Raw genomic sequence first — 22,652 nt, forward strand, 5'->3', positions numbered from 1 at the left:
CACCTAGTTGTTAATACACTTGATCACTCCATCATAAGAAGAGACTGTTGCCTCTGCTGTAACAACAAATCCAGATGTTTCAATCCTCTTAGAGCATGCTGGGCCAATTGAATAGATAGCTTTAGGTAAATGTTCACCTAAAAGCTTTATTGCAAAAGCCGCATTACTTCCACTTGTAAAAATTGCACCATCACATGAAGCAACCTGAGCTAATAAAGCATCTGTAACTTCTACATCTGACTCAACATTTTCGTAGCAGTATATCTTATTAAGATTGAACTGGTTTGATATATTGCCCTCAAAATATTCTGATGAAGACTTTTGGCATAACCAGTATATGCTAGTGCCAGCTTCAAGCTTTTCATTTAAAAGAGCAGCCAAATCTTCGCCATTTTGCTTTTCAGAAATGAAATCTGCTCTAAAGCCAAAGCTGCGTAAAACATCGGCAGTCTTTTGACCAATGGCAGCAAACTTAGCCTTTCCCATAGCTCGCACATCAAGTCCTGCTATCTCATACAAATTCCAGAAAAAGGACTTCACACCGTTTGCGCTGGTAAATACGATACAATTATCCTCCGAAAGAGAATCAAAAAATGAAAGGTCACATTTAATCGGTGCTATTGTTCCTGCTGTGACAGCTACTACCTCTGCTCCCTTTGAAGTTAAACTCTTCTCTAATTCATTTATTCCTGTATTCTCCTCATATCCTGCTAATGAATAATTAAATGATTTGATTACAGGAAGGAAATACTTCTTTCCAAAGAAAGGTCTCTCCTCAAAGAAATTAAGCTCCTCTGAAAGACTAACTACATCACCCACTACAATGATTGCCGGTGACTGTAAATCAGCAGCCTTCACCTTAGCATCTATATCAGATAATGTACCTACCACCTTTTTCTGATGATTTGTGGTACCACTTGAAACAACTGCCGCCTTTGTGTCACGGCTTCTGCCAGCTGCCATAAGTCCTTCTGCAATCTCACCTACATGAGAAAGTCCCATTAAAAATACATAAGTCACCGATTCATCAGTAAGCTGACTGTAATCTATATCAGCAAGCTGATCCTTTTTGCTGTGTGCTGTAATAACCTGAAACCCCTTTGATAGTCCACGATGTGTAATAGGAATTCCCGAGGCAGATAAAGCGGCAATTGAAGAACTAATTCCAGGTACTACTTCTACCTTTACTCCTCGCTCTTTCAAATACAAAGCCTCTTCTCCACCTCGACCAAAAACATATGGATCACCGCCCTTAAGTCGAACTATAAGCGTATGTTCTTTTGCCTTCTCAAAGAGCAACTCATTAATCTTATCCTGAGTCATGGTATGAAAATGATTTTCCTTACCAACAAAAATCTTCTCACATCCATCTGGCGCAAAAGCTAATAAATCCTTATTGAGCAATCTGTCATATATAATGCAATCTGCTTTTTTTATATATTCTAATCCTTTAAGGGTAAGGAGCCCTATCTCTCCAGGGCCTGCCCCCAGCAAAACAACATTGCCTAAATAACTCATTCTAATCCTCCAGCTGCTTTCTAATATCCTCCACAGCTTTATCTATCATATCTTCAGTTGGCTCTTCTGCAGAAACTACAGCAGTGGCCAATTTACTTCCATCTTCATTTCCAAAGAGTGTCTTTAGTACATAACCCTCCTCTTCTTTTGATGCATATGCACCGATTGGAAGATGACAATCCCCACCAATTTTCTCAAGGAATCCTCTCTCCAAAAATGAAATATTATTTGTCACTTCATCAGATAGAGAATTTACCATCTCAAGTAATTTCGTATTTGCGGATTTAATCTCAATAGCAAGTGTTCCCTGGGCTGGTGATGGAATCATTTCATCTATATCAAAGTAATATAGATTTTCATTCTCTATGCTTAATCTATTCAAACCTGCTGCAGCAAGAATAATTCCATCAAGTCTAGTGCCGTCAGCAAGTCCATTTTTCAATTTATTAATTCTGGTATCAATATTTCCTCTAATAGGAAAGATATTGATATCAGGACGAAGCTTAAGTAGCTGATAGCTTCTTCTCTTGCTACCTGTAGCAACATTTGCCCCCTTTGGCAAATCAGAGAGTGTTTTTCCCTCTTTTAGAATCAAAACATCCCTTGCATCTTCACGCTTCCAAGACTTTGCAAAGGTAAGACCCTCTGGCTGTTCAGATGGCATATCCTTCATAGAGTGAACTGCCAACTGAATTTCATCAGCAAGCAATGCTCGCTCAATTTCGTCTACAAAAAGCCCCTTTGAACCAATCTGATCCAAAGGTCTTGTCTGATCTTTATCTCCAGTAGTTTTAATAATAACTACTTCATATTCATTTTCAGGAAAAGCCTTCTTAAGTTTCTCAATAACATAATTTGTCTGAGCAAGGGCAAGCTTTGAACCACGTGTTCCTATTTTTATATGCATTTCGTATACCGCCAAATTTTTTTTATTTAACGCTATCATATCTATATAGTTTATAAAAGCTTTTTAACTAATTTTAATACAATTAACCATAAGTTCTTAATAAATAAGTATTCTGAAATGGTCATTTTGAGGACTGTTTGAGCGAAGCGAGTTCCGCAAAAATGACCAGAGCTTTGAAGAATACTTATGAATTTAGAACTTATGAGTGCATAAAATTAGTCAAAAAGCTTTATAAACTAGTAGAAATAATCCTCGGAAATGATTCTCAAATCTTCCTTGGTATACTGACCATTTTCGACATGGTAACTGTTAAGTACAGGATTTTCTGCCATAAGAGAAAGAATCATATAGCTTGCCTTTGAATCAAAGGAAAGACGTATGTCTTCCTCAGATGGACGTGATGGCGACTCTGGATGAGAGTGCCAATTTCCAAGCTGCTTTAGACCAAGAGTGCGAATATCCTTTATTGCTGCCATTTGATCCTTTGGGTCAAGTGTGAAGTGATCTTCGGCATGGTCAATATTCTCAAGGAAATATATTTTTTCTATTACTCTGTTTCCATCTTCATCCTCGGTGCCTGCGATAAGTCCGCAGGCCTCCTCTGGAAGATGTTCCTTGGCGTATTTTATTACGTCATCGTATAACTTATAGTCTATCCTAATAATACTCATAAAACACCTCATCCGCCCCACAGGGGCACCTTCTCCTCAAGGAGAAGGCTTATTGATTTTCCTTTGTTTCAAAACGTCCTGCTGTTTCTTCGCAGACCTCCTGCTCGTAGTCAATGAGTTCTGTGATGGTTGGATGGGCACCACAAACAGCGCAACCGCTATTATCAGATGGAAGCTTTACCTTCCTGAATTCCTGGTTTACAGCATCATATGTAAGTAGGTAACCAGTAAGAAGCTTTCCAACGCCTACAATATATTTAACTGCCTCCATGGCCTGAAGTGAACCAATAACACCACCCATTGCACCGATTACACCTGCCTGTTTACAAGTAGGTACTGCGTCCTTTGGTGGTGGATTCTTGAATACGCATCGATAACATGGACCTTCCCCTGGAACATATGTCATAAGCTGCCCCTTAAAACGAATAATTCCTGCATGGCTGAATGGCTTCTTTTCCATTACACATGCATCGTTAATCAAAAACTTAGCTGGGAAATTGTCTGTTCCATCGATTATAAAATCGTATTCACGAACTAATTCTCTAATATTTGTTGAATCTACAAACATGTGGTAAGTCTTTACTTCCACATCCGGATTCATTGCATTCATAGTCTCTTTAGCTGACTTTACCTTTGGTTTTCCAATATCAGCTGTGCTATGAATAATTTGACGTTGAAGATTTGATAAATCAACTTCATCAGCATCTACAATACCAATTGTTCCTACACCTGCCGCTGCCAAATACATTGCAGCTGGTGCGCCAAGTCCGCCTGCACCAATAATAAGTACCTTTGCGTTAAGAAGTTTTTTTTGACCTTTTGCACCAACCTCCTTAAGAATGATGTGGCGGCTATAGCGTTCGATTTGCTCGTCTGTCATTGCCATTACTGTCCGCCTCCCATGAAATACAAGAACTCTACTGAGTCACCTTCTTTAAGAACTGTCTTTTCCTTATCCTCTGTTGCAACAAACTCGTCGTTAATTGAAACAGTAACATACTGTGGAGTCTCAACATCCTCAAGCTCAATTAGCTCTGGAAGTGTTAAGCCTTCCTTATATTCTTTCTTCTCTCCAGCAACTGTTATTGTCATTTTACTAATCCTCCCTGTTAAATATTTGCGTCAATCCAATCTGTTAAATCATCATAATCCTTTGCACCAATCTGCTTTCCAATATCCTTACCATCCTTGAAAAGAATTAAGGTAGGATTTGAAAGTACTTCATATTTCTGTGCCAAAATCTGATCATAATTTGTGTTTACCTTAAAGACATTAAGCTTTCCCTCATAGTCTTCCTCAAGCTCACATAAAATTGGAGCAAGCTTTTTACAGGCTACACATGAGTCTGAATAAAAATCCACCAATACTGGAAGTTCACTCTCTATAACCTTATCTTTAAAGTTATCAACATAAATTCTAGATGCCATATTATTCCTCCACTTTTCTTACATATAATGTGTAGGTTCCATCCTCATTATCATCAAGCTTAAGAACCTGATGTCCATCCTCTTTAAATGAACGAGGTACATTCTGTACTGGCTCACCATCATTTAAACGAATAGCCAAAACCTGACCATCATCTAATTCCTCAATTGCAACCTTTGCAGTAACGAATGTCAAAGGGCACACCTTATCTGTGATATCAATCTTCTCATCAAACTCTAATACATCTGCCATAATTAACCTCCTTGTCTTTCACTCGCCTGTTACGGCTATTTATACATTTTCATAAGCTTTTTGTATTTCTTCTTTAAGACCCTCATCACCAAGTCTCTGTAATGTGGCCCTAAATCGTTCACTAGGTTTAGCATTTTTCTCGAAATACGAGATTGCTGCATCTGTGACACGGAATAATGTCTCCTTGTCACGGATGATTGGAAGAAGCTCCTCTGCTTTATAAATCTTATTACCGAAGGTTCCTCCAAAAGATACGATGTATCCTGGTGTTCCTTCCCAAGCATCGGTTGGACAGCTCTTTACACAGCGAGCACAGTTGTTACACTTGCTTCTGTCGATTGTGACCTTGCCATCCTCCATTCTTAGTGCAGACTCACGACATGCCTTTACGCAGACACCGCAAGAAATACATGCATCTTCTTTATACTCAACTGTCATTCCGCCCTTGATTCCAACATCATTTTCCTCTGCCTTAAGGCAGTTGTTCTGACAGCCAGTTACACCAAACTTAAACTTATGTGGAAGCTCTCTACCAAAATATCTATCATTTAGCTCCTGGGCTAATGTGTATGTATCAATACAGCCTGAAGGACAAATCTCCTTACCCTGACAAGCTGTGATAGTTCTTACTCTTGGACCGCAGACACCAGTGAAAACTCCGCCTTCCTCAAGCTCCTTCTTTACATTTTCCAAATCATTAACATGAATAAATGGAATTTCAATTCCCTGACGGGATGTCATATGGATGTATCCATGTCCATATTTTTCTGCCACCTCAGCAACTACCTTTAATGCTGAAGTTTCAAAATTACCACCTACAACTGCAAGTCTTAAGGATCCATATCCCTTTTGCACTTGAGTCATGAAGCCGCCAGCCTTCAGTGCCTTATAATCAATTTTTTCTGCCATTTCAAACTCCTTTACTCTATAGCTTGCTTAAAATCTTCTATTAAATCTTCAACATCTTCGATTCCAACGGATATACGAATTAAATCTTCGAATACTCCTGAATCCTCCAACTCTTTTTCGGTGCTGTGAAGTGAAATCGTTGATGAAGGGTGAACAACCAGGGTTTTTGTATCACCAATATTTGAGAGGATATATGGAATCTTTAGCTTATTCATTATCGAAAATGCCTTTTCCTTACTTCCTACTCTGATAGTAATTATTCCACCATAGCCACCGGTTAATTCTTTCTCCGCTATGTCATGCCACTTGCTAGAAGCAAGCCCTGGGTAATTTACTTTAATACCTGAGTAGTTGTCCTCAAACCACTTGGCTAAGGCATATGCGTTTTCACATTGCTGCTTCATTCGAAGCCCAAGTGTTTCAACACCTATCAAATTCAAATATGCGTTAAATGGTGATAAGCAAACGCCAACATTTCTGTACAATCCATTTCGAAGCTTACTTATATACGCAAACTGTCCAAACTTAAGATACTCTCCAAGGACCGGATATCTTTCCTTCGTCCATTTGAAATGACCGCTATCTGTAAGCACACCACTAATAGAATTACTACTTCCATTTATATATTTAGAAGATGAGTTCACTACTATATCAGCACCATGTTCTATAGCTTTTATCAGATAAGGTGTTGCTGTAGTGTTGTCCATTAACAGTGGCACTCCATGTGAATGTGATATTTCAGCAAGCTTATCAATATCTGTTACGTCCAAACAGGGATTCCCGATGGTCTCTGCAAATACCACCTTGGTCTTATCCGTAAATGCGTCTTCGATTGCCTCCCAATCGTTGTTCTTTACGTAAACTGTTTTTATTCCAAAGGCTTCTATATCTCTGAATAAATCAATTGAGCCACCATAAAGGCTAGCACTTGAGATAATCTCATCTCCCGCCTGAAGAATGTTAAGAAGTGCCATTGATATTGCAGCCATTCCTGATGCACAAGCCACCGAAGCAAGTCCACCTTCTAACTTCGTGATTCGCTCCTCAAAAGCACTTACCGTTGGGTTTGCCACTCTTGTGTAGCAAAATCCCATTTTCCTTCCTCCAAATATTCCTGCTAAATCCTCTGCAGTTTCTTGGTCAAAGGCACTGCTTTGATATATGGGTGGCAATGTTGCCCCTTTTGAGTCCTTGATGACTCCTGCATGTAATAAATCTGTATTAAATCCCACCAAATCACCTCGCTTTAAATAATGTAGTACCACTCTTCACTTTGTGGCACTTCCTCAACAACTCGCTTATTTCCTGTTGTTCGATATTCCATCTCAGGGTTCTTCATGCTGACTCTGGTATCAGGTGGAACTGAAGCTGTGATAAAGGTGTTACCTCCTATGACAGAATTTTCCCCGATTACAGTTTCTCCTCCAAGAATAGATGCTCCCGCATAAATAGTTACATTATCACCAATAGTTGGATGACGCTTCTTTCCAGAAAGCTTCTGTCCACCTCTGGTAGAAAGAGCACCTACTGTAACACCTTGATAAATCTTTACATTCTTGCCTATTACAGCTGTCTCTCCTACTACTATTCCTGTTCCATGATCAATAAAGAAATACTTTCCTATTGTAGCTCCCGGATGAATATCAATACCTGTTTCTGAATGAGCATATTCCGTCATAAGACGAGGTATCACAGGTACCTTTAACAAATAAAGCTCATGGGCCAATCGATAAACTGTTGTAGCCATAATTCCTGGATAAGCAAGAATGATTTCTTCCAAACATCCTGCAGCAGGATCACCATCAAAGGCCGCCAATAAATCTGTCTCTACATATTCTCTGATAAGAGGAATACGCTCAAAAAAGGCTACGCATATACGATAACTCTCAAGTTTGCGTTCCTCCTCTGTCATTGTTCCTCTAAGGTTACAATAATCAAGCGCAAGAATAATCTGCTTATTCAAGTGATAAAAGATATCCTCTATAGTTACAGCAAAACTATTTTTAGGATTATATATTTTAAAGGTTCTATGTCTGAAGTAGCCTGGAAAAACAATCTTAAAAAGATTATCCACAAGCTCTCTTACCTCATCCTTATCGGGCTTGCTAAAAATATCAAGAATATCAATATTCTTTCCGCCTTCAAAGTCTGCTAATACTCTTCGAACTAAACCGTCAATTTCATCTTCTCTAATAAATTCATCCATAACCTCATCCTCAAAAGCTTTGCTATCTGCCAAGAAGGCAGACAGCAAAATCAATTTATGCAAAAGTTCTAAGCACTTTTACAAGTGCATCAATGTCATCTGGCGAATTATAAAGTGCAAGTGTTGGTCTTACTGAACCCTCATATCCAAAATGTCTAAGGACAGGCTGGGCACAATGATGACCAGTTCTTACAGCAATGCCATAACTATCAAGACGTTTTCCAACCTCTTCATCTGAATATCCATCAAGCTTGAAGGATAAAACTGACGCCTTATTTAAAGCTGTGCCAATAAGTGTAAGGCCCTTAATCTGTTTCATCTCTTTCATAGCATACTGAAGAAGCTCGTGCTCCCATCTATAAATGCATGGCATACCAATCTCTGAAAGATAGTTAAGAGCTGCGCCAAGTCCTACTGCATCAGCAATACTTCCTGTACCGGCCTCAAACTTGTTTGGAGCACCATTGTAGATGGTACGCTCAAAGGTAACATCTGCAATCATGTTTCCACCGCCGTGGTATGGCTCAGCTGCCTCAAGCAACTCTCGTTTTCCATAAACAACACCAATTCCAGTTGGTGCAAAAATCTTATGTCCTGAGAATACAAAGAAATCAGCATCAAGCGCTCTAACATTAACAGGAATATGTGCCACAGACTGAGCACCATCTATTAAGATTCGAACCCCATGTCTATGTGCAATTGCTATAAGCTCCTCTACAGGTGTAACTGTTCCAAGAACATTTGAAACATGTGTTACAGCTACAAACTTTGTATTCTTTGTAAACAACTTTTCGTATTCTGAAAGAATAAGCTGACCTGTTTCATCACAAGGAATAACCTTAATTACCGCACCGGTCTTTTGAGCTATTAGCTGCCAAGGAACAATATTGGCATGGTGCTCAAGAATGGAAACAATTATTTCATCTCCTGGCTGTAAAGTTGGCTTCACATATGCATTAGCAACCAAGTTGATAGCCTCTGTAGTACCACGAACAAAGATAATCTCATCTGAACTTCCTGCTCCAATAAAGTCTCTTACTGTGTCTCTAGCTGCCTCATAAGCATCAGTAGAACGTGCCGCAAGTGCATGTGCTCCACGGTGTACATTCGAATTTTCGTGCTGATAATAGTATGAAAGTCTATCTATTACCGCTTGAGGTCTTTGTGTAGTAGCACCATTGTCAAGCCATACCAGTGGATTTCCATTGATTTTCTCAGAAAGAATTGGGAAATCATCTCTAATCTGAGCAAGAGTTTTACTACCAATACGAATACTGTCGTTCCTTGATGTAGGACGCTCTGAGGTTGTCTTGCTAGTTACTACATCACCCTCTCTGTGGCTTGTTGCAACATCAATTCTCCTGTCACTTTCTGCAGCCTGTTCTTTGGACTGTACCTGCGGAGTATAGCTAGGTGCAGGTGCGACTGCTTGAGTTACTGCATCTGCGAAAGGATGTTCCCAATCAAAATCACTATAGCTACCATAAGAAGACTCAGGGACCGCCTGCAATTCTGGGGCTGAAGAAATTACTGGCTCAACTGGAGTAATTGACTCTGTTGTTTCTGGTGTCTGTGCCTGAACAGGTTCAGCACCACCAAACAGCTGGTTTGCAATGCTCTCGAGTTCTGCCGCACTAGGTAATCCCAGGCTTTGCTCTGTTACGGCGTATGGATTAGTCGTAGTCATAGTACTCACCTACCTCTACATCTTCCAAAACTGCAATAGCGTCATCTGCAAGAATAGCAGCTGAGCAATACAATGAAAGTAGATAAGATGCAACTCCTTTATCATCAATTCCTCTAAAGCGAACTGAAAGTCCTCTTGAGTGTTCATTCTTAAGATTTGCCTGGAAAAGACCAATAACTCCGCGCTTAGCCTCGCCTGTACGGATTAGAAGAATGTTTGTCTTTCCACTCTGTGAAGTAGGATTCTTAAGACCATCTACAAGAAGCTTGTCTGTAGGAATGATAGGAATTCCTCTCCATGTAAGGAATGTACCACCAGCGATATTTGCAACAACAGGTGGAACACCACGCTTTGTACATTCTCTTTCAAAAGCTGCAATAGCTCTTGGATGTGCAAGGAAGAATGAAGGCTCCTTCCATACTTTTGAAATGAGTTCATCCAAATCGTCAGGTGTTGGTGCACCATTTCTTGTCTGAATACGCTGTGAATCTGCAATGTTCTTTAAGAGACCATAATCATCGTTGTTGATAAGCTGGCTCTCCTGACGTTCACGAAGTGACTCGATTGCAAGAGATAACTGCTCCTGAACCTGATCATAAGGTGCACTGTAAACATCTTCGATTGCTGTGTTGATGTTGATGATTGTAGAAATTGAATTAAGCTGATATTCTCTTGGCTCAGTCTCGTACTCTACATAACCGTCAGGAATAATATCTGACTTCTTTGTCTGGCTGCAAAGCACATCAAGAGGGGTCTCACCTTCTACAACCTTGTTCACGCGAAAAATACCTGTCTCTAATCCCTTAAACTCAAGGAATTTTGTAAGCCACTTTGGTGTAAGTGCTCCGTACTGAGGCTTTGTTTTTGTGACATTAGCCAGGTTATATGCCGCTTTTGCTCCAAGGGCATTAATACCAGTGTCTTTTACTTCTGTTTCTTTTGCCATCATTACTCTCCTTTATAAAAATATTTGACATATGTTAAAGCTCTTATGAGCATATGCCCTACAACAAACCTGCTTCATGAGAGAAAATAATATCCTTCATTCCTTCAATTCCTCCCTTCAGGTTGTACAACGGACCTTCATATCCCGCTTCTCTAAGGGTATTGATTGCGAGAATACTACGTTTTCCTTCCTTACATATAAATACTGTGTCTATATCTGGATTTAATTCCTTCTGTCGTCTAGCCAGCTGACCTATAGGAATAACAACTGCACCTGGGAATCGAAGAATTGCGCGCTCGTGAGGTTCCCTCACATCAATGATTGTCATAGGTACTTCTTCCTCTAAACGTTTTGCAAATTCATCAGCTGTAAAGCCTTCCACAGGAATCTCTGTCTCATCTTCCTTTAATCCACAGAAATCTTCATAATCAAAATCAACGATTTCTGTAATGGTTTTATTCAAACCACATATTGGACAATCACAATCCTTATCTATATTTACAACCCTTGACTTCAGATTAAGGCTGTCAAAGGTTAGTAGCTTTCCATCTAAATGTTCACCGATTCCTATTATTAGTTTCAGAGCCTCATTTGCCTGAATACTTCCTATTATTCCTCCTAGCGGACTGATTGATCCTCCCTCTGTACATGTTGGAACAAGTCCTGGTGATGGTGGTGCTGGAAAGAGACATCTAAGACATGGACCACCTTTGTAGTTAAATACACTTACCAATCCCTCATACTGATAAATTGATGCAAATACCAAAGGAATACCTGCCAATATACAGGCATCATTAATCAGATATCTGGCTTTATAATTATCCGTACAATCTAAAACCAAATCGAAGCCATCAATTAAATCAATAGCATTTTCAGCAGTAAGCTGTTGATTCTCGTCAATCACCTCAATGCTTCTATCAATATTTCTGATAGTATCTCGTGCCGATGCAACTTTTGGTCTATTTACATCTCTCGCCCCGTGAATGACCTGACTCTGAAGATTTCCAAGCTCTACCTTATCGTGATCAATAACCTTAATTGTTCCTACCCCAGCTGCTGCTAGATACTGGATAGCTGCTGAGCCAAGAGCACCTGCACCAATTACAACAACCTTTGCAGCCTTTATTCTCTTCTGCCCTTTAACGCTAATCTCTCGAAGCATTAAATGCTTATTGAAACGCTCGATTCCTTTTTCATCAATAGATATTTCCTTTTGGCGTTCATCTGAAATAATGCTATCGCTTGGCTTTCCTCCTGCTATAAGTGGAAGAAGTAAAACCTCAGAGTTCTCACTTAACTTTTCCTTATGACGAGATACATCTGTAAAATCTTCGTCGTTTACAAATATCCTGATAAAGCTTCTAAGCTTTCCATCGTCATCATATAATCCTTTTTTTGACTCAGGGTATTCATCAGTTAATCCCTTTAATATTTCTCCAACTGTTTTTCCCTCAATCTCAGTCTGTGCTGTTTTATCAAAAAAAGTTCTTAGTGTTGCTGATATATAAACCTTCATGAATCTATTCTCCCTTAACCTTGATGTTTACTCTGCTAATGGAATCGTCTTCAATACTTTTTTTCCAAACATTTCTATGAAGAGTTATTCCTGCCTGTACTTCTAATATCAAATAAAGCTGTTCAGGAATCATATATTTCTTATCTTCTTCTGAAAGATAAGCTATAGCATCAGGATGTGAATGATAAAAACCGATTATTTCATTACCATCCTTAGCAAATGTATTTTCATAGCTATACAGTTTCAAAGGATTAATAGTGTAATGCCTATCCTGATCAAATTCTGAATCACTATTTTCAACTGATACATAATTCGTAATTACGATAGTATTATTTTCAAGTAGTTTTCCTAGAATAATTCCGCAGGCTTCACGTGGGTATTTCTCTTCAACTGAACGAACTAATCTTTTACACAAGCTATCAGCTACAACATATTTCAATTCCTCTTTTTGATACCTGATATCATTGCCCATATGTATTCCTCAACCAGTACCGTTTGAATAACTTTGTAAACACTATAAATATATTCACCTATCGGGTCAATAGGTTTACTGTTGGATAAAAATTATAACCAGTTATCAATAGAATCTATAGCAACAAAATCTTGCAAAAATAAAGGGCCAACCCCAATTGGAATCAGCCCAATTCTTCTATATGAAGCTTTATATAAAGTCGCCCAAAACTATACTTTGCTCATGTATAGAGGACGCTTTGTAAATAAATGAAACAACATCAGATATAGAGTGATTTTTTCTAGTTGCCCAATTTTTGTAGTATCCTCTTGTAGTGTCAAAAACTGATGTATCAACAGTTTTTTCTGCTACTAAAATTACTAAGATACCTGCGTCATTTAAATGTTTTACAACGCCTTGTATTCCATGAGAACTTTCAGGATGATATAAATAAGTGTGACGTCCAAGGATACTTAATTCCTTTTCCACCTTCTGAGCGAATTCAACAGTAAATCCATTTTCTCCCACTGGAATTTCAACTGTAATTGCTCTCTGATTCTTCCACTGTCCTCGAGTCTCTCTATCAATAAAGGTTGAAACTTCTCCTTCTTCTGCCTGATATACTTGGGTTACAACACCACAGGCTGAAGTCATATTTGAAACTCTATCTATGAGAATAAGCTCACCTATGGTCTTATGCTTATCAAAAGCGTCAAGAACAATTTCATCAGCAACCTTTATCTCACAAACAGCTATTTCATTTTTGTTAAGAGTATTGGCCTCCCTTTTCTCACCACTATTAACATCAATAGTATATCTGATGTTATTTACTACACCCGGAATAAGCTTTGTACCAAGCTTTACGTAAAAGTTCTTACCTAGTGTTAATTTCTCATCATCCATCCAAAGCAAGGTAGTTTCAAAAGAAGAAGATGGCTTTATTGAAATCTCCTTAACAAGCACACACCCTCTAGATACATCAACCTCTCTATCTAATTGGATGGTAACAGGCTGACCCTCGCTTATCTCCTGAACCTCTTTATCCAAAATCAGGAGACTCTTTATATGAGCTTTCTCACCACTAGGTAAAACTGTTATTTCATCTCCAACTGAAGCCTGACCTGCCTCAACCTGTCCCTGAAAACCTCTGAAGGTGTGATTTGGTCTGCATACACGCTGTACTGGAAGATAAAAGCCTGATTCAGTTTTTGTATCAACTTCTAGATTCTCAAGATATTCCAGTAAAACCGGACCATCATACCAAGTTATATTTGATGATTTCTTTGTGACATTATCACCTTCGGTTGCTGATACTGGAATTGCGATAACATTTGCAAGCTTAAGCTCCTTAACAAGCTCATCAATCTGAGCGCTGATCTCATTAAATCTTTCTTGGCTATATCCCACCAAATCCATTTTATTTATCGCAAATACGAAATGCTTTATTCCCATTAAAGAACATATTCTTGCATGACGCTTTGTCTGAACTAAAACGCCTTGCTTTGCATCAATAAGGATAATAGCTAAATCTGCAAAGGATGCTCCCACCGCCATGTTTCTGGTATATTCTTCATGCCCCGGTGTGTCTGCAACAATAAAGCTTCTCTTATCTGTGGTGAAATATCTATAGGCCACATCAATTGTTATTCCCTGCTCACGCTCAGCCATGAGACCATCCAATAAAAGCGAATAATCTATTTTACCTTCTCGACTTCCAACCTTTGAATCAAGTTCAAGTGCCTTTTCCTGATCTGCATATAGCAATTTTGAATCATATAATATGTGTCCGATAAGGGTAGATTTTCCATCATCAACACTTCCGCATGTAATAAATTTAAGCAACTGCATTAGAAATATCCCTCCCTCTTTCTTCTTTCCATAGAACCTGCCGCCTCATTATCAATAACACGCGTGGTTCTCTCACTTGAAATTGCACTTAAGGTTTCATCAATGATTTCATCCAAGGTTTCTGCCTCGGATTCCACACCTCCAGTAAGTGGATAACAACCAAGGGTTCTAAAGCGCACTTTTTTATATTCGATCTTTTCATCAGGTGCAAGTCTCTTTTCAAACCTTTCATCGTCAACCATGATTATGTTTCCATCTCTATAAACAACAGGTCTTTCCTTAGCAAAATATAAAGATGGAATTTCGATATTTTCTCTTTTTATGTACTGCCATATATCTTTTTCTGTCCAGTTAGAAAGAGGGAACACTCTAACCTCCTCGCCTTTAAAAAGCTTTGTGTTATAAAGCTTCCACATTTCTGGTCGCTGGTTCTTAGGATCCCAGGCGTGCTCTGTATTTCTAAAAGAAAAAATTCTTTCCTTAGCTCTTGATTTTTCCTCATCACGTCTACCACCACCAAAAGCAGCTGTAAATCCATAATTATCTAGAGCTTTCTTCAATGCCTGAGTCTTCATAATATCAGTGTAAGCACTGCCATGGTCAAACGGATTAATCCCCGCCTTTACACCTTCCTCATTAATATATTCAAGCATATTGAGACCATACTTTTCTGCCACATGATTCCTGAACTCAATCATCTCTTTAAACTTCCAAGTTGTATTCACATGCAAAAATGGAAATGGTGGTTTTTCTGGGTAAAAGGCTTTCAATGCCAGATGTAGCATAACAGAACTGTCTTTGCCTATAGAATAAAGCATTACTGGCTTCTCGCATTCTGCAGCAACTTCTCTTATGATATAGATTGCTTCAGCTTCCAGTTTATCTAAGTGTGTCAACTTACTCATATTGTTCCTCTCTTCTTAATATTTATTTGATTCCAAAGAGTTTATCTCTATTGTTTTTGTAGCACCATCGTTACCTGTAAATATCCAATGTTTAATTGGGCCTTCTTCTTTAAAAGTAAGAACAGTTCCCTTACCGCCTACATCTGCACCAAGAAAAAACTCAATTGCCTGCTTGTGGCATTCCTTTAGACATGAAGTACATCCCCAACAATCTCGTTCTCTTTTGATTGCTGCTTTGCCAGACTCAAGCTTTATAAGATTTCCTGGACAAACCTCAATACACCTTTTACACCCTACGCATCTATCCTGATTAATTTTTATACTCAATGCACTACACCTCCTGCATAGTTAATGGTGTTATCCTCATTAAAGGTAAACTTCAATGGTTTATAATCATCTACCACAAGAGGTCTTTTTACTATCTTAATACCCTCTGATGTTTTAACTGAATTAACATATAATGCATAATCTTTATCCTCATTTGGATGAGACATATTCTCAGCAAAACTATGCCATCTAGTTTCCTTTCTTGCATTAAGATGCTCTATGACTGAAAGACAAACTATAAGTCGATCCCTAAGCTCATATATTTGAAGTAATTCATCTGTATCATTTGCTTTTAGCTTTCCAAAAACCTCAAATAATCCATTGATTAACTTCTTTGCTATAACAAGTCCGGCCTCGTTGTACTGATAATTCTTTTTGATACCGCCAGCATACTCATCCATTATTTTTTGCATTGCTTCTTCTATTTGTTCAATAGAAATATTGGAAGCATCGTTGTTCAAGTGCTTATTGTAGCTATCAAGGATTTGTTGGTAGTTAACCTCAATTGTCTCTGTCTCTTCTTCAGCAAGCTGCTTCAAAATTCCTTTTGCTGCAAGCTCACCTTCAACAAGAGCTCCTGTTACATATTTCTGTGGTGCACCGCCTGCCACATCTCCTGCAGCAAATAAACCTCTAACAGTTGTTGCTCTGTCATTATCCACCCAATAACCACTGGCAGTATGTCCACCTACGATATAAGGCTCTGTACCTTCAATTTCGACGTTTTGTGATTTTGGTCCCTGACCTCCTTCTATCCATTTAAGAGTTTGTGATGGAGCCATATTTAAATATGCCTTGTAAAGCTCCTCTTCCTGCTCTGAAGAAATCTCATCAGTCTTCAGATAACAAGGTCCTCTTCCGTTGGCGTTTTCAACCGTAGTACCATATACTCTTTCACATGTTACAACACCGTACTTTGTCTCATAAATCTCACCAAGACCATTCATCTGCTTGGCCTTTACGCCTTGAGCAATAGTTCCTGTTGGTGCAATAGTATCTTTACATCTAAGGGCAATAAATCTCATTTCAAGGGTGGTCATCTCTGCCCCTGAATTTATTCCCATGGCATAACCAGCACCTGTGTTAAATGGCGGATACCACATTTTATGTCTGGAAAAACCTGGATTGTTGGGTCTATATAATCCAGCAGCACCACCTGTAGCCATAAGCACCGCTTTTGACTTAATCACATAAGCCTTCTCCTTATTAACATCAAACCCCACCGCTCCATGTACTCTATTTCCTGCCACCAGCAAATCTGTAATATTAATGTGATTTATCACTTCTACATTAGGAGCATTCTTTGCCATTTCCGCCAATATTGGCTTTATATTCTCTCCATTTATTTTTATATTTCTATTTCCTCTGGTTACATATTTTCCATTTTCATCCTTAAGAATAACCAGCCCATTATCCTCAAGCTTTTTTGTAACCTCATTTAATCCCTGGGAAATAGAAAGGAGTAAATCCTCTCTTACAATTCCCTTAGCATCATTTTTACAATAATCCACATAATCCTGCGGTACTCTTCCCTCAGTAATATATGCATTAATAGCGTTGACACCAGCCGCCAGACAGCCACTTCTTTTTATGTTTGCCTTTTCAGCTATGATGACCTTATGTTTTCCATTTTGTCCTAAAATATAAGCACCATAACAACCAGCTGTTCCACCACCAATTATTAGAACATCCGTGTTTAGTTCTTCTACTGTAATATTTTTACTCATAGAAACTCCTTTTAAATAACAATAGCCTCCTCCGCAATTGAGCTGTTTATTGAAAGCGTCACTTCATCATTTGTGACCACATACAATCGATAAATAAATACAAAAACCTTTTCTCCCACCTCAACTGCTGGATCATTTATACTTCGTATAGCAGAAATCAGATTTCCATGAAGTCTGGTCTTTACTTCTAGATTGCTTCCCCTAAAAATAATATCCTCAACAACCGCTTCCTCAGCTGAACGTTGAAATTGAACGCTTTCGCCTTTTTTAAATATACTTACAAATTCTGGGCGTATATATGCTACCTGGGTCGCTTCCTGCTTTTCAAAATATTTAAACTGGTCAAAGTTCTTTACTTCTGTAGAGTTTCCTATAAACTGTGCCACAAAAGGAGTAGCAGGATTCTTATATAGCTCCTGTGGTGTTCCTGTCTGCTCAACTCTTCCCTGGTTTGTAACGATGATTTCGTCAGCAACCTCAATTGCCTCATCCTGATCATGGGTAACAAATATACTGGTGATGTTCAGCTTTGTAATCATCTCTCTAAGCCAAGAACGAAGCTCCAGTCTAACCTTTGCATCAATAGCTGCAAAGGGCTCATCCAAAAGAAGAATCTGCGGATTTGGAGCAAGCGCTCTTGCAAATGCCACACGTTGACGTTGACCACCTGAGAGCTGACTAGGATATCTTTTTTCAAGCCCCTGGCAATTTATTAGCTCTAACAGCTCATTAACTCTTTCTTTTATTTCATTTTCTGGAACTTTTTTCACTCTAAGTCCAAAGGCAATATTGTCATATACTGTCATATATCTGAACAAAGCATAGCTCTGGAAAACGAAGCCAATTCCTCTCTCGCTTCCCGGTATATTATTTACCACCTTCCCATCAATAATGATTTCACCTGAATCAGGATTTTCCAAACCTGCTATCATTCTAAGAATAGTTGTCTTACCACTTCCTGAAGGCCCAAGTAATGCAACTAACTTTCCCTTTTCAATAGAGATGTTAATATCCTTTGACGCATGAAATTTTTTGAAGTGTTTGTTTATATCATGAAGTTCTACATAAGCCATATTTATTCACCCTCTACTTGTTTACGTCCAACTCTTTTTTTCCGTTCTTTTCAATTACCAATCTAAGAATCAATACTATGATTGCCAGCACAACAAGGATTGATGACGCTGCAAAAGCTCCTGTGAAATCATATCCCTGATATAAAAGCTCAATGTATAGTGGCAATGTATTTGTCTTTCCTCTCAAGTGACCTGACAGTACTGAAACTGCGCCAAACTCACCCATTGCTCTGGCTGTACAAAGCACCACGCCATAGAGTAAGGCCCACTTGATGTGTGGAAATGTAACCTTCTTAAATATCTGAAAGGTCCCTGCTCCCATTAACGCTGCTGCCTCTTCCTCATCACTTCCCTGAGCTGTAAGAACTGGAATAAGCTCCCTGGAAATAAAAGGAAATGTAACAAATATGGTGGCAAGCACAATACCTGGAACCGCAAATATAATCTGTATTCCGTATGAATCTAAAATAGGATACAAAAAGCTTTGTCGCCCAAAGGTAAGAACATAAATCAAACCTGCAATAATAGGAGAAACTGTCACTGGCAAATCTATGAATGTAGACAGTAGCTTCTTCCCTTTAAATGCGTATTTTGTAATTAGCCAAGCTGCTGAAAGTCCAAACACAGTGTTAATTACAACTGCAAAAATAGTTGCCTCTATTGTTAGAAGTGCTGCCTTAATGGCATATTCATCTGTAACTGAAATTACATATGTCTCTATTCCAGATTTAAAAGCTGTAATCAAAATGTAAATAAGAGGCAATATCAAAAATATTCCAAGGAATAAATAACTGATAGTTATCAACGTATACTTTAATACTCTATTTTCTTTTCTTAGCTCCATCTTGACACCTCCTAAGCAAGTCCATTAACACGTTTTGATACAACACTTTGAATTATGGCATTTACAGATAAAATCACTACAGCAATTCCAAGCATCACTAACGCGATTGAAGTTGCAGCGGAATAATCATATTCTTGAAGCTGTGCCATAATTAAAAGAGGTGCTATCTCAGTTTCAAATGGAGTGTTACCTGCGATGAAGACTACACTTCCATACTCGCCAATACTTCTAGCAAAGGCTAAGGTGAATCCAGAAATAATAGAAGGTAATATCTCTGGGAAAATAACCTTCCAAAATGTAGTCTTTGAATCTGCCCCTAAAATAAAAGCGGCTTCCTCATATTGAATATCTATTTTTTCAAGTACCGGTTGAACACTTCTTACAACAAATGGAATACCTATAAAAATAAGTGCAATAGTAATACCTATTCTTGTGTAAGCGATCTCTATTCCGAATAAATTGTAAAATAAAGAGCCTATCCAACCATTATTTGTTGTAAGGTGTGTTAAGGATATACCTGCTACGGCTGTTGGAAGCGCAAACGGAAGTTCAATGATTCCATCAATAAATCGCTTTCCTTTGAAATCATATCTAACCAAAACAAATGCAAGGATAAGTCCCATTATCACGTTTATCACAGATGCAATAAAAGCTGTTGAAATACTTACATAATATCCAGATAACACCCTGGGTGTCGTCACCGTATTTACGAATTCTGAAAAACTCAACTTTGCAGAAAAGACTACAAGAGAACAAAGTGGAATTAACACGACTATGCTAAGTATGGTAATCGTCACTCCTAATGAAATTCCAAATCCGGGTATAACACTTCTTCTTTTTCTCATCTTATAGTCCTCTCTACAAAATTTGGAATGGGTAAAACCCATTCCAATAATATTTTTAACTGGTAAGCTTTTTACTGTTGCTCATAAATACTGTCGAAGTTTGCACCATCAGCAAAGTGTGTAGCTCTAGCCTTTGTCCATCCACCAAAGTGATTAATGTCTGTTAATGTGATATTGTCATTAATCCACTTGCCATCAGCTGGAACCTCTGTGATAGTGTTTGATTCAGCTGAGAAAAGGTATTTATCATAGATTGCCTTTGTGCTTGGACGATAGAAATTCTGAGCCTCAATCTCCTGTGCCTCGTCAGAATATAAGTAGCTTAAGTATTCCTTTGACACATCCTCTGTACCATGCTTCTTTGCAACTTCATCAACTACTGCAACAGTAGGCTGGCAAAGGATTGATACTGAAGGAACTACGATTTCATACTCACCTGGATATTCCTGAAGTGAAAGGAATGCCTCGTTTTCCCATGCAAGAAGTACATCACCCTGCTTGTTCTCTACGAAGGATGTTGTAGCCCCTCTTGCACCAGAATCAAGAACAACTACATTCGCATAAAGCTGCTTGATTGAATCAAGAATTTCCGACTCTGACTGTCCCTGCTGCTCGAAGTAATACCAAGCCGCAAGATAATTCCACATCGCACCACCAGAAGTCTTAGGATTTGGTGTGATAACTCCAACATCCTTTCTAATTAAGTCGTTCCAATCATAGATCTTCTTTGGATTTCCTGAACGAACAAGAAAAACAATTGTTGATGTATATGGTGAGCTATCTAAATCAAACTCTGATGTAAACCCATCATCAATAAGTCCTGCGTCTGCCACCACCTGAACATCACCTTCAAGTGCAAGTGTAACTACGTCTGCCTCAAGACCGTTTGCAACCTCAAGAGCTTGCTTGCCAGATCCACCATGTGACTGTGTTACTTCAACCTTCTGACCGAACTCTTCTTCATAATGCTTTGCAAACAATTCGTTGTATGCTGCATAAAGCTCTCTTGTAGGATCATAAGAAACATTTGTAAGTTCTATTGTCTCTTTATTTCCACCAGCAGCTGAATCTGCAGCAGCTGCTGAAGAAGTACTTCCACAACCTGTAGTCACCGATGCTGTAAGCGCTAAAACAAGTCCAAGTGCAATAAATCTTCTTTTCATTCTCCCATACCTCCATTTCTTTTATCTATATACCTATCGGGTTAGTAGGTATGTTAACAGATGTTATAATACCCCACAATCCCCTGTGTTCAAAGAAAAAATTAGTGCTAGTTATAGATGAATTCTATAACTAGCACTAATCTGTTTTTCTCTATATATTAATGAGCTTTTTTTATATTAAAAGCTTTTTATTGCCTCTATTGTCTTCTCTAAATCCGCTTTTGTATGTGCGTCCGATATGAACATCGCCTCAAATTGACTTGGAGCCACATATATTCCCATGTCTAACATATGCTTAAAATACTCAGCGAATTTTTCAGTATCACATTTTAAGACATCATCATATCCATTTACGTTTGCCTCTGTAAAAAACGGCGAAAGTAATGAGCCGACTCTATTAACAGTTATGCCCTTTTCTAAGTACGCTTGTTCAAGCCTTGATGCAAATTCGCTTATACGAATATAAATATCTTTATCTGCCTTTAATGCTTTTAGCTGTTCAATGCCTGCTGTAACAGCAATAGGATTTCCAGAAAGAGTTCCAGCCTGATAAACATCACCAACAGGTGCAACAACTTCCATTATTTCGTCTGTACCTACATATGCAGCAAGCGGCATTCCACCTCCAACAATCTTTCCAAAGGTAATCATATCTGGCTGAATGCCAAAATACTCTGAGGCACCACCGTATGCTAATCTAAAACCAGTAATAACCTCATCAAAAATCAACAAAGTTCCGTTGTCTTTAGTGATTCTACGAAGAAATTCCAAGAATCCCTCCTTTGGAGGTACAACACCCATATTGGCACTTACAGGTTCTACTATGACTGCTGCTATTTCGCCTTTATTGGCATTAAACAAAGCCTCTACTGAAGCCACATCATTGTAGTCTGCAAGAAGCGTTGTTGCAGTATATCCCTTTGGCACTCCGGCAGAATCTGGGTTGGATTCTGTAAGAAGGCCAGAGCCTGCAGTAACCAGCAAACCATCACTATGTCCATGATAGTTCCCTCTAAATTTTACAATCTTATCCCTTTTTGTGTACCCTCTTGCAACTCTAATTGCACTCATTACAGCTTCTGTGCCAGAATTTACAAGACGTACCTTTCCCATAAATGGAACCGCTTCAAGAATAAGATTAGCAAGTACTGTTTCCTTAGATGTAGGAGCTCCATATGATAGACCATTATCACAAGCTGCCTTCACAGCGTCTACTACTGAAGGATATGCATGTCCTAGAATCATCGGACCCCAGGAACATACATAATCTACATATTCGTTACCATCCACATCATAAATATGACTTCCCTTAGCATGATCAATAAAAACAGGAGTACGTTTTACAGCACGAAATGCTCTGACAGGCGAATTTACTCCACCTGGGATACACTGAACTGCATCATTAAATAAAGTTTCTGATTTTGTGCTCATT

General features: G+C 38.7%; 23 protein-coding genes. All 23 read right to left on the reverse strand.

The window, feature by feature from the left end; all coding sequences use genetic code 11:
• Window positions 1-3: 3 nt before the first annotated feature.
• Window positions 4-1,518, reverse strand: a complete 1,515-nt coding sequence (gene cobA / locus BLR54_RS03720; RefSeq protein WP_090417044.1) for a uroporphyrinogen-III C-methyltransferase — start codon at window positions 1,516-1,518, stop codon at window positions 4-6.
• 1 nt (window position 1,519) lies between these two features.
• On the reverse strand, window positions 1,520-2,425 hold the full coding sequence (gene hemC / locus BLR54_RS03725) for a hydroxymethylbilane synthase (protein WP_090417046.1): 906 nt from the start codon (window positions 2,423-2,425) through the stop codon (window positions 1,520-1,522).
• A gap of 236 nt (window positions 2,426-2,661) precedes the next feature.
• Entirely contained in the window at window positions 2,662-3,096 is a 435-nt protein-coding gene (locus BLR54_RS03730) for a M67 family metallopeptidase (RefSeq protein WP_090417048.1), read from the reverse strand.
• A gap of 49 nt (window positions 3,097-3,145) precedes the next feature.
• Window positions 3,146-3,982: a thiazole biosynthesis adenylyltransferase ThiF gene (gene thiF, locus BLR54_RS03735; protein ID WP_090417050.1), complete on the reverse strand. Its 837-nt coding sequence runs from the start codon at window positions 3,980-3,982 to the stop codon at window positions 3,146-3,148.
• Window positions 3,982-4,188, reverse strand: coding sequence for a sulfur carrier protein ThiS (thiS, locus tag BLR54_RS03740; RefSeq protein ID WP_090417051.1), 207 nt, complete (start codon window positions 4,186-4,188; stop codon window positions 3,982-3,984). Before thiS ends, thiF begins: the two co-directional genes overlap by 1 nt.
• Window positions 4,189-4,205: 17 nt before the next feature.
• Window positions 4,206-4,523: a thioredoxin family protein gene (locus tag BLR54_RS03745; RefSeq protein WP_090417053.1), complete on the reverse strand. Its 318-nt coding sequence runs from the start codon at window positions 4,521-4,523 to the stop codon at window positions 4,206-4,208.
• Between the two features lies 1 nt (window position 4,524).
• Window positions 4,525-4,773 (reverse strand): sulfurtransferase TusA family protein, encoded by a 249-nt coding sequence (locus BLR54_RS03750; protein ID WP_090417055.1) that lies wholly within the window; start codon window positions 4,771-4,773, stop codon window positions 4,525-4,527.
• A gap of 39 nt (window positions 4,774-4,812) precedes the next feature.
• A complete protein-coding gene (locus BLR54_RS03755) occupies window positions 4,813-5,682 on the reverse strand; it encodes a 4Fe-4S binding protein (RefSeq protein WP_090417057.1) in 870 nt (289 codons plus the stop codon).
• A gap of 11 nt (window positions 5,683-5,693) precedes the next feature.
• The gene (locus BLR54_RS03760; RefSeq protein ID WP_090417059.1) at window positions 5,694-6,914 is read right to left on the reverse strand and encodes an O-acetylhomoserine aminocarboxypropyltransferase/cysteine synthase family protein; all 1,221 of its coding nucleotides are present in this window, start codon (window positions 6,912-6,914) and stop codon (window positions 5,694-5,696) included.
• Window positions 6,915-6,928: 14 nt separating this feature from the next.
• Window positions 6,929-7,951, reverse strand: a complete 1,023-nt coding sequence (gene epsC, locus BLR54_RS03765; RefSeq protein WP_330388132.1) for a serine O-acetyltransferase EpsC — start codon at window positions 7,949-7,951, stop codon at window positions 6,929-6,931.
• Window positions 7,944-9,575 carry a cysteine desulfurase gene (locus tag BLR54_RS03770; RefSeq protein WP_090417062.1) on the reverse strand — a complete coding sequence of 544 codons (1,632 nt, stop codon included), beginning with the start codon at window positions 9,573-9,575 and terminating at the stop codon, window positions 7,944-7,946. Before BLR54_RS03770 ends, epsC begins: the two co-directional genes overlap by 8 nt.
• Window positions 9,562-10,521, reverse strand: a complete 960-nt coding sequence (locus BLR54_RS03775; RefSeq protein ID WP_090417064.1) for a family 2A encapsulin nanocompartment shell protein — start codon at window positions 10,519-10,521, stop codon at window positions 9,562-9,564. The genes BLR54_RS03770 and BLR54_RS03775 overlap by 14 nt, the downstream gene beginning before the upstream one ends.
• Window positions 10,522-10,579: 58 nt before the next feature.
• Window positions 10,580-12,037, reverse strand: coding sequence for a ThiF family adenylyltransferase (locus BLR54_RS03780; RefSeq protein ID WP_090417066.1), 1,458 nt, complete (start codon window positions 12,035-12,037; stop codon window positions 10,580-10,582).
• Between the two features lie 4 nt (window positions 12,038-12,041).
• Window positions 12,042-12,509, reverse strand: coding sequence for a M67 family metallopeptidase (locus BLR54_RS03785; protein WP_090417069.1), 468 nt, complete (start codon window positions 12,507-12,509; stop codon window positions 12,042-12,044).
• Between the two features lie 189 nt (window positions 12,510-12,698).
• Entirely contained in the window at window positions 12,699-14,336 is a 1,638-nt protein-coding gene (locus tag BLR54_RS03790; protein WP_090417071.1) for a sulfate adenylyltransferase subunit 1, read from the reverse strand.
• Window positions 14,336-15,241, reverse strand: coding sequence for a sulfate adenylyltransferase subunit CysD (cysD, locus tag BLR54_RS03795; RefSeq protein ID WP_090417073.1), 906 nt, complete (start codon window positions 15,239-15,241; stop codon window positions 14,336-14,338). Before cysD ends, BLR54_RS03790 begins: the two co-directional genes overlap by 1 nt.
• A gap of 15 nt (window positions 15,242-15,256) precedes the next feature.
• Window positions 15,257-15,568 (reverse strand): 4Fe-4S dicluster domain-containing protein, encoded by a 312-nt coding sequence (locus tag BLR54_RS03800; protein WP_090417075.1) that lies wholly within the window; start codon window positions 15,566-15,568, stop codon window positions 15,257-15,259.
• Window positions 15,565-17,295: an adenylyl-sulfate reductase subunit alpha gene (locus BLR54_RS03805; RefSeq protein ID WP_090417077.1), complete on the reverse strand. Its 1,731-nt coding sequence runs from the start codon at window positions 17,293-17,295 to the stop codon at window positions 15,565-15,567. The genes BLR54_RS03800 and BLR54_RS03805 overlap by 4 nt, the downstream gene beginning before the upstream one ends.
• Window positions 17,296-17,306: 11 nt before the next feature.
• Window positions 17,307-18,368 carry a sulfate/molybdate ABC transporter ATP-binding protein gene (locus tag BLR54_RS03810; RefSeq protein WP_090417079.1) on the reverse strand — a complete coding sequence of 354 codons (1,062 nt, stop codon included), beginning with the start codon at window positions 18,366-18,368 and terminating at the stop codon, window positions 17,307-17,309.
• A 13-nt stretch (window positions 18,369-18,381) separates the two neighbouring features.
• On the reverse strand, window positions 18,382-19,212 hold the full coding sequence (cysW, locus tag BLR54_RS03815; protein ID WP_090417082.1) for a sulfate ABC transporter permease subunit CysW: 831 nt from the start codon (window positions 19,210-19,212) through the stop codon (window positions 18,382-18,384).
• A gap of 11 nt (window positions 19,213-19,223) precedes the next feature.
• Window positions 19,224-20,057 (reverse strand): sulfate ABC transporter permease subunit CysT, encoded by an 834-nt coding sequence (cysT, locus tag BLR54_RS03820; protein ID WP_090417084.1) that lies wholly within the window; start codon window positions 20,055-20,057, stop codon window positions 19,224-19,226.
• A gap of 71 nt (window positions 20,058-20,128) precedes the next feature.
• Window positions 20,129-21,220 carry a sulfate ABC transporter substrate-binding protein gene (locus BLR54_RS03825; RefSeq protein ID WP_090417086.1) on the reverse strand — a complete coding sequence of 364 codons (1,092 nt, stop codon included), beginning with the start codon at window positions 21,218-21,220 and terminating at the stop codon, window positions 20,129-20,131.
• Between the two features lie 177 nt (window positions 21,221-21,397).
• Entirely contained in the window at window positions 21,398-22,651 is a 1,254-nt protein-coding gene (hemL, locus tag BLR54_RS03830; protein ID WP_090417089.1) for a glutamate-1-semialdehyde 2,1-aminomutase, read from the reverse strand.
• Between the last annotated feature and the right edge of the window lies 1 nt (window position 22,652).

Source organism: Pseudobutyrivibrio sp. YE44, assembly GCF_900104335.1.
Taxonomy (GTDB): domain Bacteria; phylum Bacillota; class Clostridia; order Lachnospirales; family Lachnospiraceae; genus Pseudobutyrivibrio.

What these genes read in the sequence shown, in the direction of transcription:
- BLR54_RS03750 (WP_090417055.1), bottom strand. Translation starts at nt 4,773, where the DNA reads ATGGCAGATGTATTAGAGTTTGATGAGAAGATTGATATCACAGATAAG.
- BLR54_RS03770 (WP_090417062.1), bottom strand. Translation starts at nt 9,575, where the DNA reads ATGACTACGACTAATCCATACGCCGTAACAGAGCAAAGCCTGGGATTA.
- BLR54_RS03810 (WP_090417079.1), bottom strand. Translation starts at nt 18,368, where the DNA reads ATGGCTTATGTAGAACTTCATGATATAAACAAACACTTCAAAAAATTT.
- thiS (WP_090417051.1), bottom strand. Translation starts at nt 4,188, where the DNA reads ATGACAATAACAGTTGCTGGAGAGAAGAAAGAATATAAGGAAGGCTTA.
- BLR54_RS03745 (WP_090417053.1), bottom strand. Translation starts at nt 4,523, where the DNA reads ATGGCATCTAGAATTTATGTTGATAACTTTAAAGATAAGGTTATAGAG.
- cobA (WP_090417044.1), bottom strand. Translation starts at nt 1,518, where the DNA reads ATGAGTTATTTAGGCAATGTTGTTTTGCTGGGGGCAGGCCCTGGAGAG.
- BLR54_RS03730 (WP_090417048.1), bottom strand. Translation starts at nt 3,096, where the DNA reads ATGAGTATTATTAGGATAGACTATAAGTTATACGATGACGTAATAAAA.
- BLR54_RS03780 (WP_090417066.1), bottom strand. Translation starts at nt 12,037, where the DNA reads ATGAAGGTTTATATATCAGCAACACTAAGAACTTTTTTTGATAAAACA.
- hemL (WP_090417089.1), bottom strand. Translation starts at nt 22,651, where the DNA reads ATGAGCACAAAATCAGAAACTTTATTTAATGATGCAGTTCAGTGTATC.
- hemC (WP_090417046.1), bottom strand. Translation starts at nt 2,425, where the DNA reads ATGCATATAAAAATAGGAACACGTGGTTCAAAGCTTGCCCTTGCTCAG.
- BLR54_RS03775 (WP_090417064.1), bottom strand. Translation starts at nt 10,521, where the DNA reads ATGGCAAAAGAAACAGAAGTAAAAGACACTGGTATTAATGCCCTTGGA.
- BLR54_RS03805 (WP_090417077.1), bottom strand. Translation starts at nt 17,295, where the DNA reads ATGAGTAAAAATATTACAGTAGAAGAACTAAACACGGATGTTCTAATA.
- thiF (WP_090417050.1), bottom strand. Translation starts at nt 3,982, where the DNA reads ATGGCAATGACAGACGAGCAAATCGAACGCTATAGCCGCCACATCATT.
- BLR54_RS03790 (WP_090417071.1), bottom strand. Translation starts at nt 14,336, where the DNA reads ATGCAGTTGCTTAAATTTATTACATGCGGAAGTGTTGATGATGGAAAA.
- BLR54_RS03755 (WP_090417057.1), bottom strand. Translation starts at nt 5,682, where the DNA reads ATGGCAGAAAAAATTGATTATAAGGCACTGAAGGCTGGCGGCTTCATG.
- BLR54_RS03825 (WP_090417086.1), bottom strand. Translation starts at nt 21,220, where the DNA reads ATGAAAAGAAGATTTATTGCACTTGGACTTGTTTTAGCGCTTACAGCA.
- cysT (WP_090417084.1), bottom strand. Translation starts at nt 20,057, where the DNA reads ATGAGAAAAAGAAGAAGTGTTATACCCGGATTTGGAATTTCATTAGGA.
- BLR54_RS03785 (WP_090417069.1), bottom strand. Translation starts at nt 12,509, where the DNA reads ATGGGCAATGATATCAGGTATCAAAAAGAGGAATTGAAATATGTTGTA.
- cysW (WP_090417082.1), bottom strand. Translation starts at nt 19,212, where the DNA reads ATGGAGCTAAGAAAAGAAAATAGAGTATTAAAGTATACGTTGATAACT.
- cysD (WP_090417073.1), bottom strand. Translation starts at nt 15,241, where the DNA reads ATGAGTAAGTTGACACACTTAGATAAACTGGAAGCTGAAGCAATCTAT.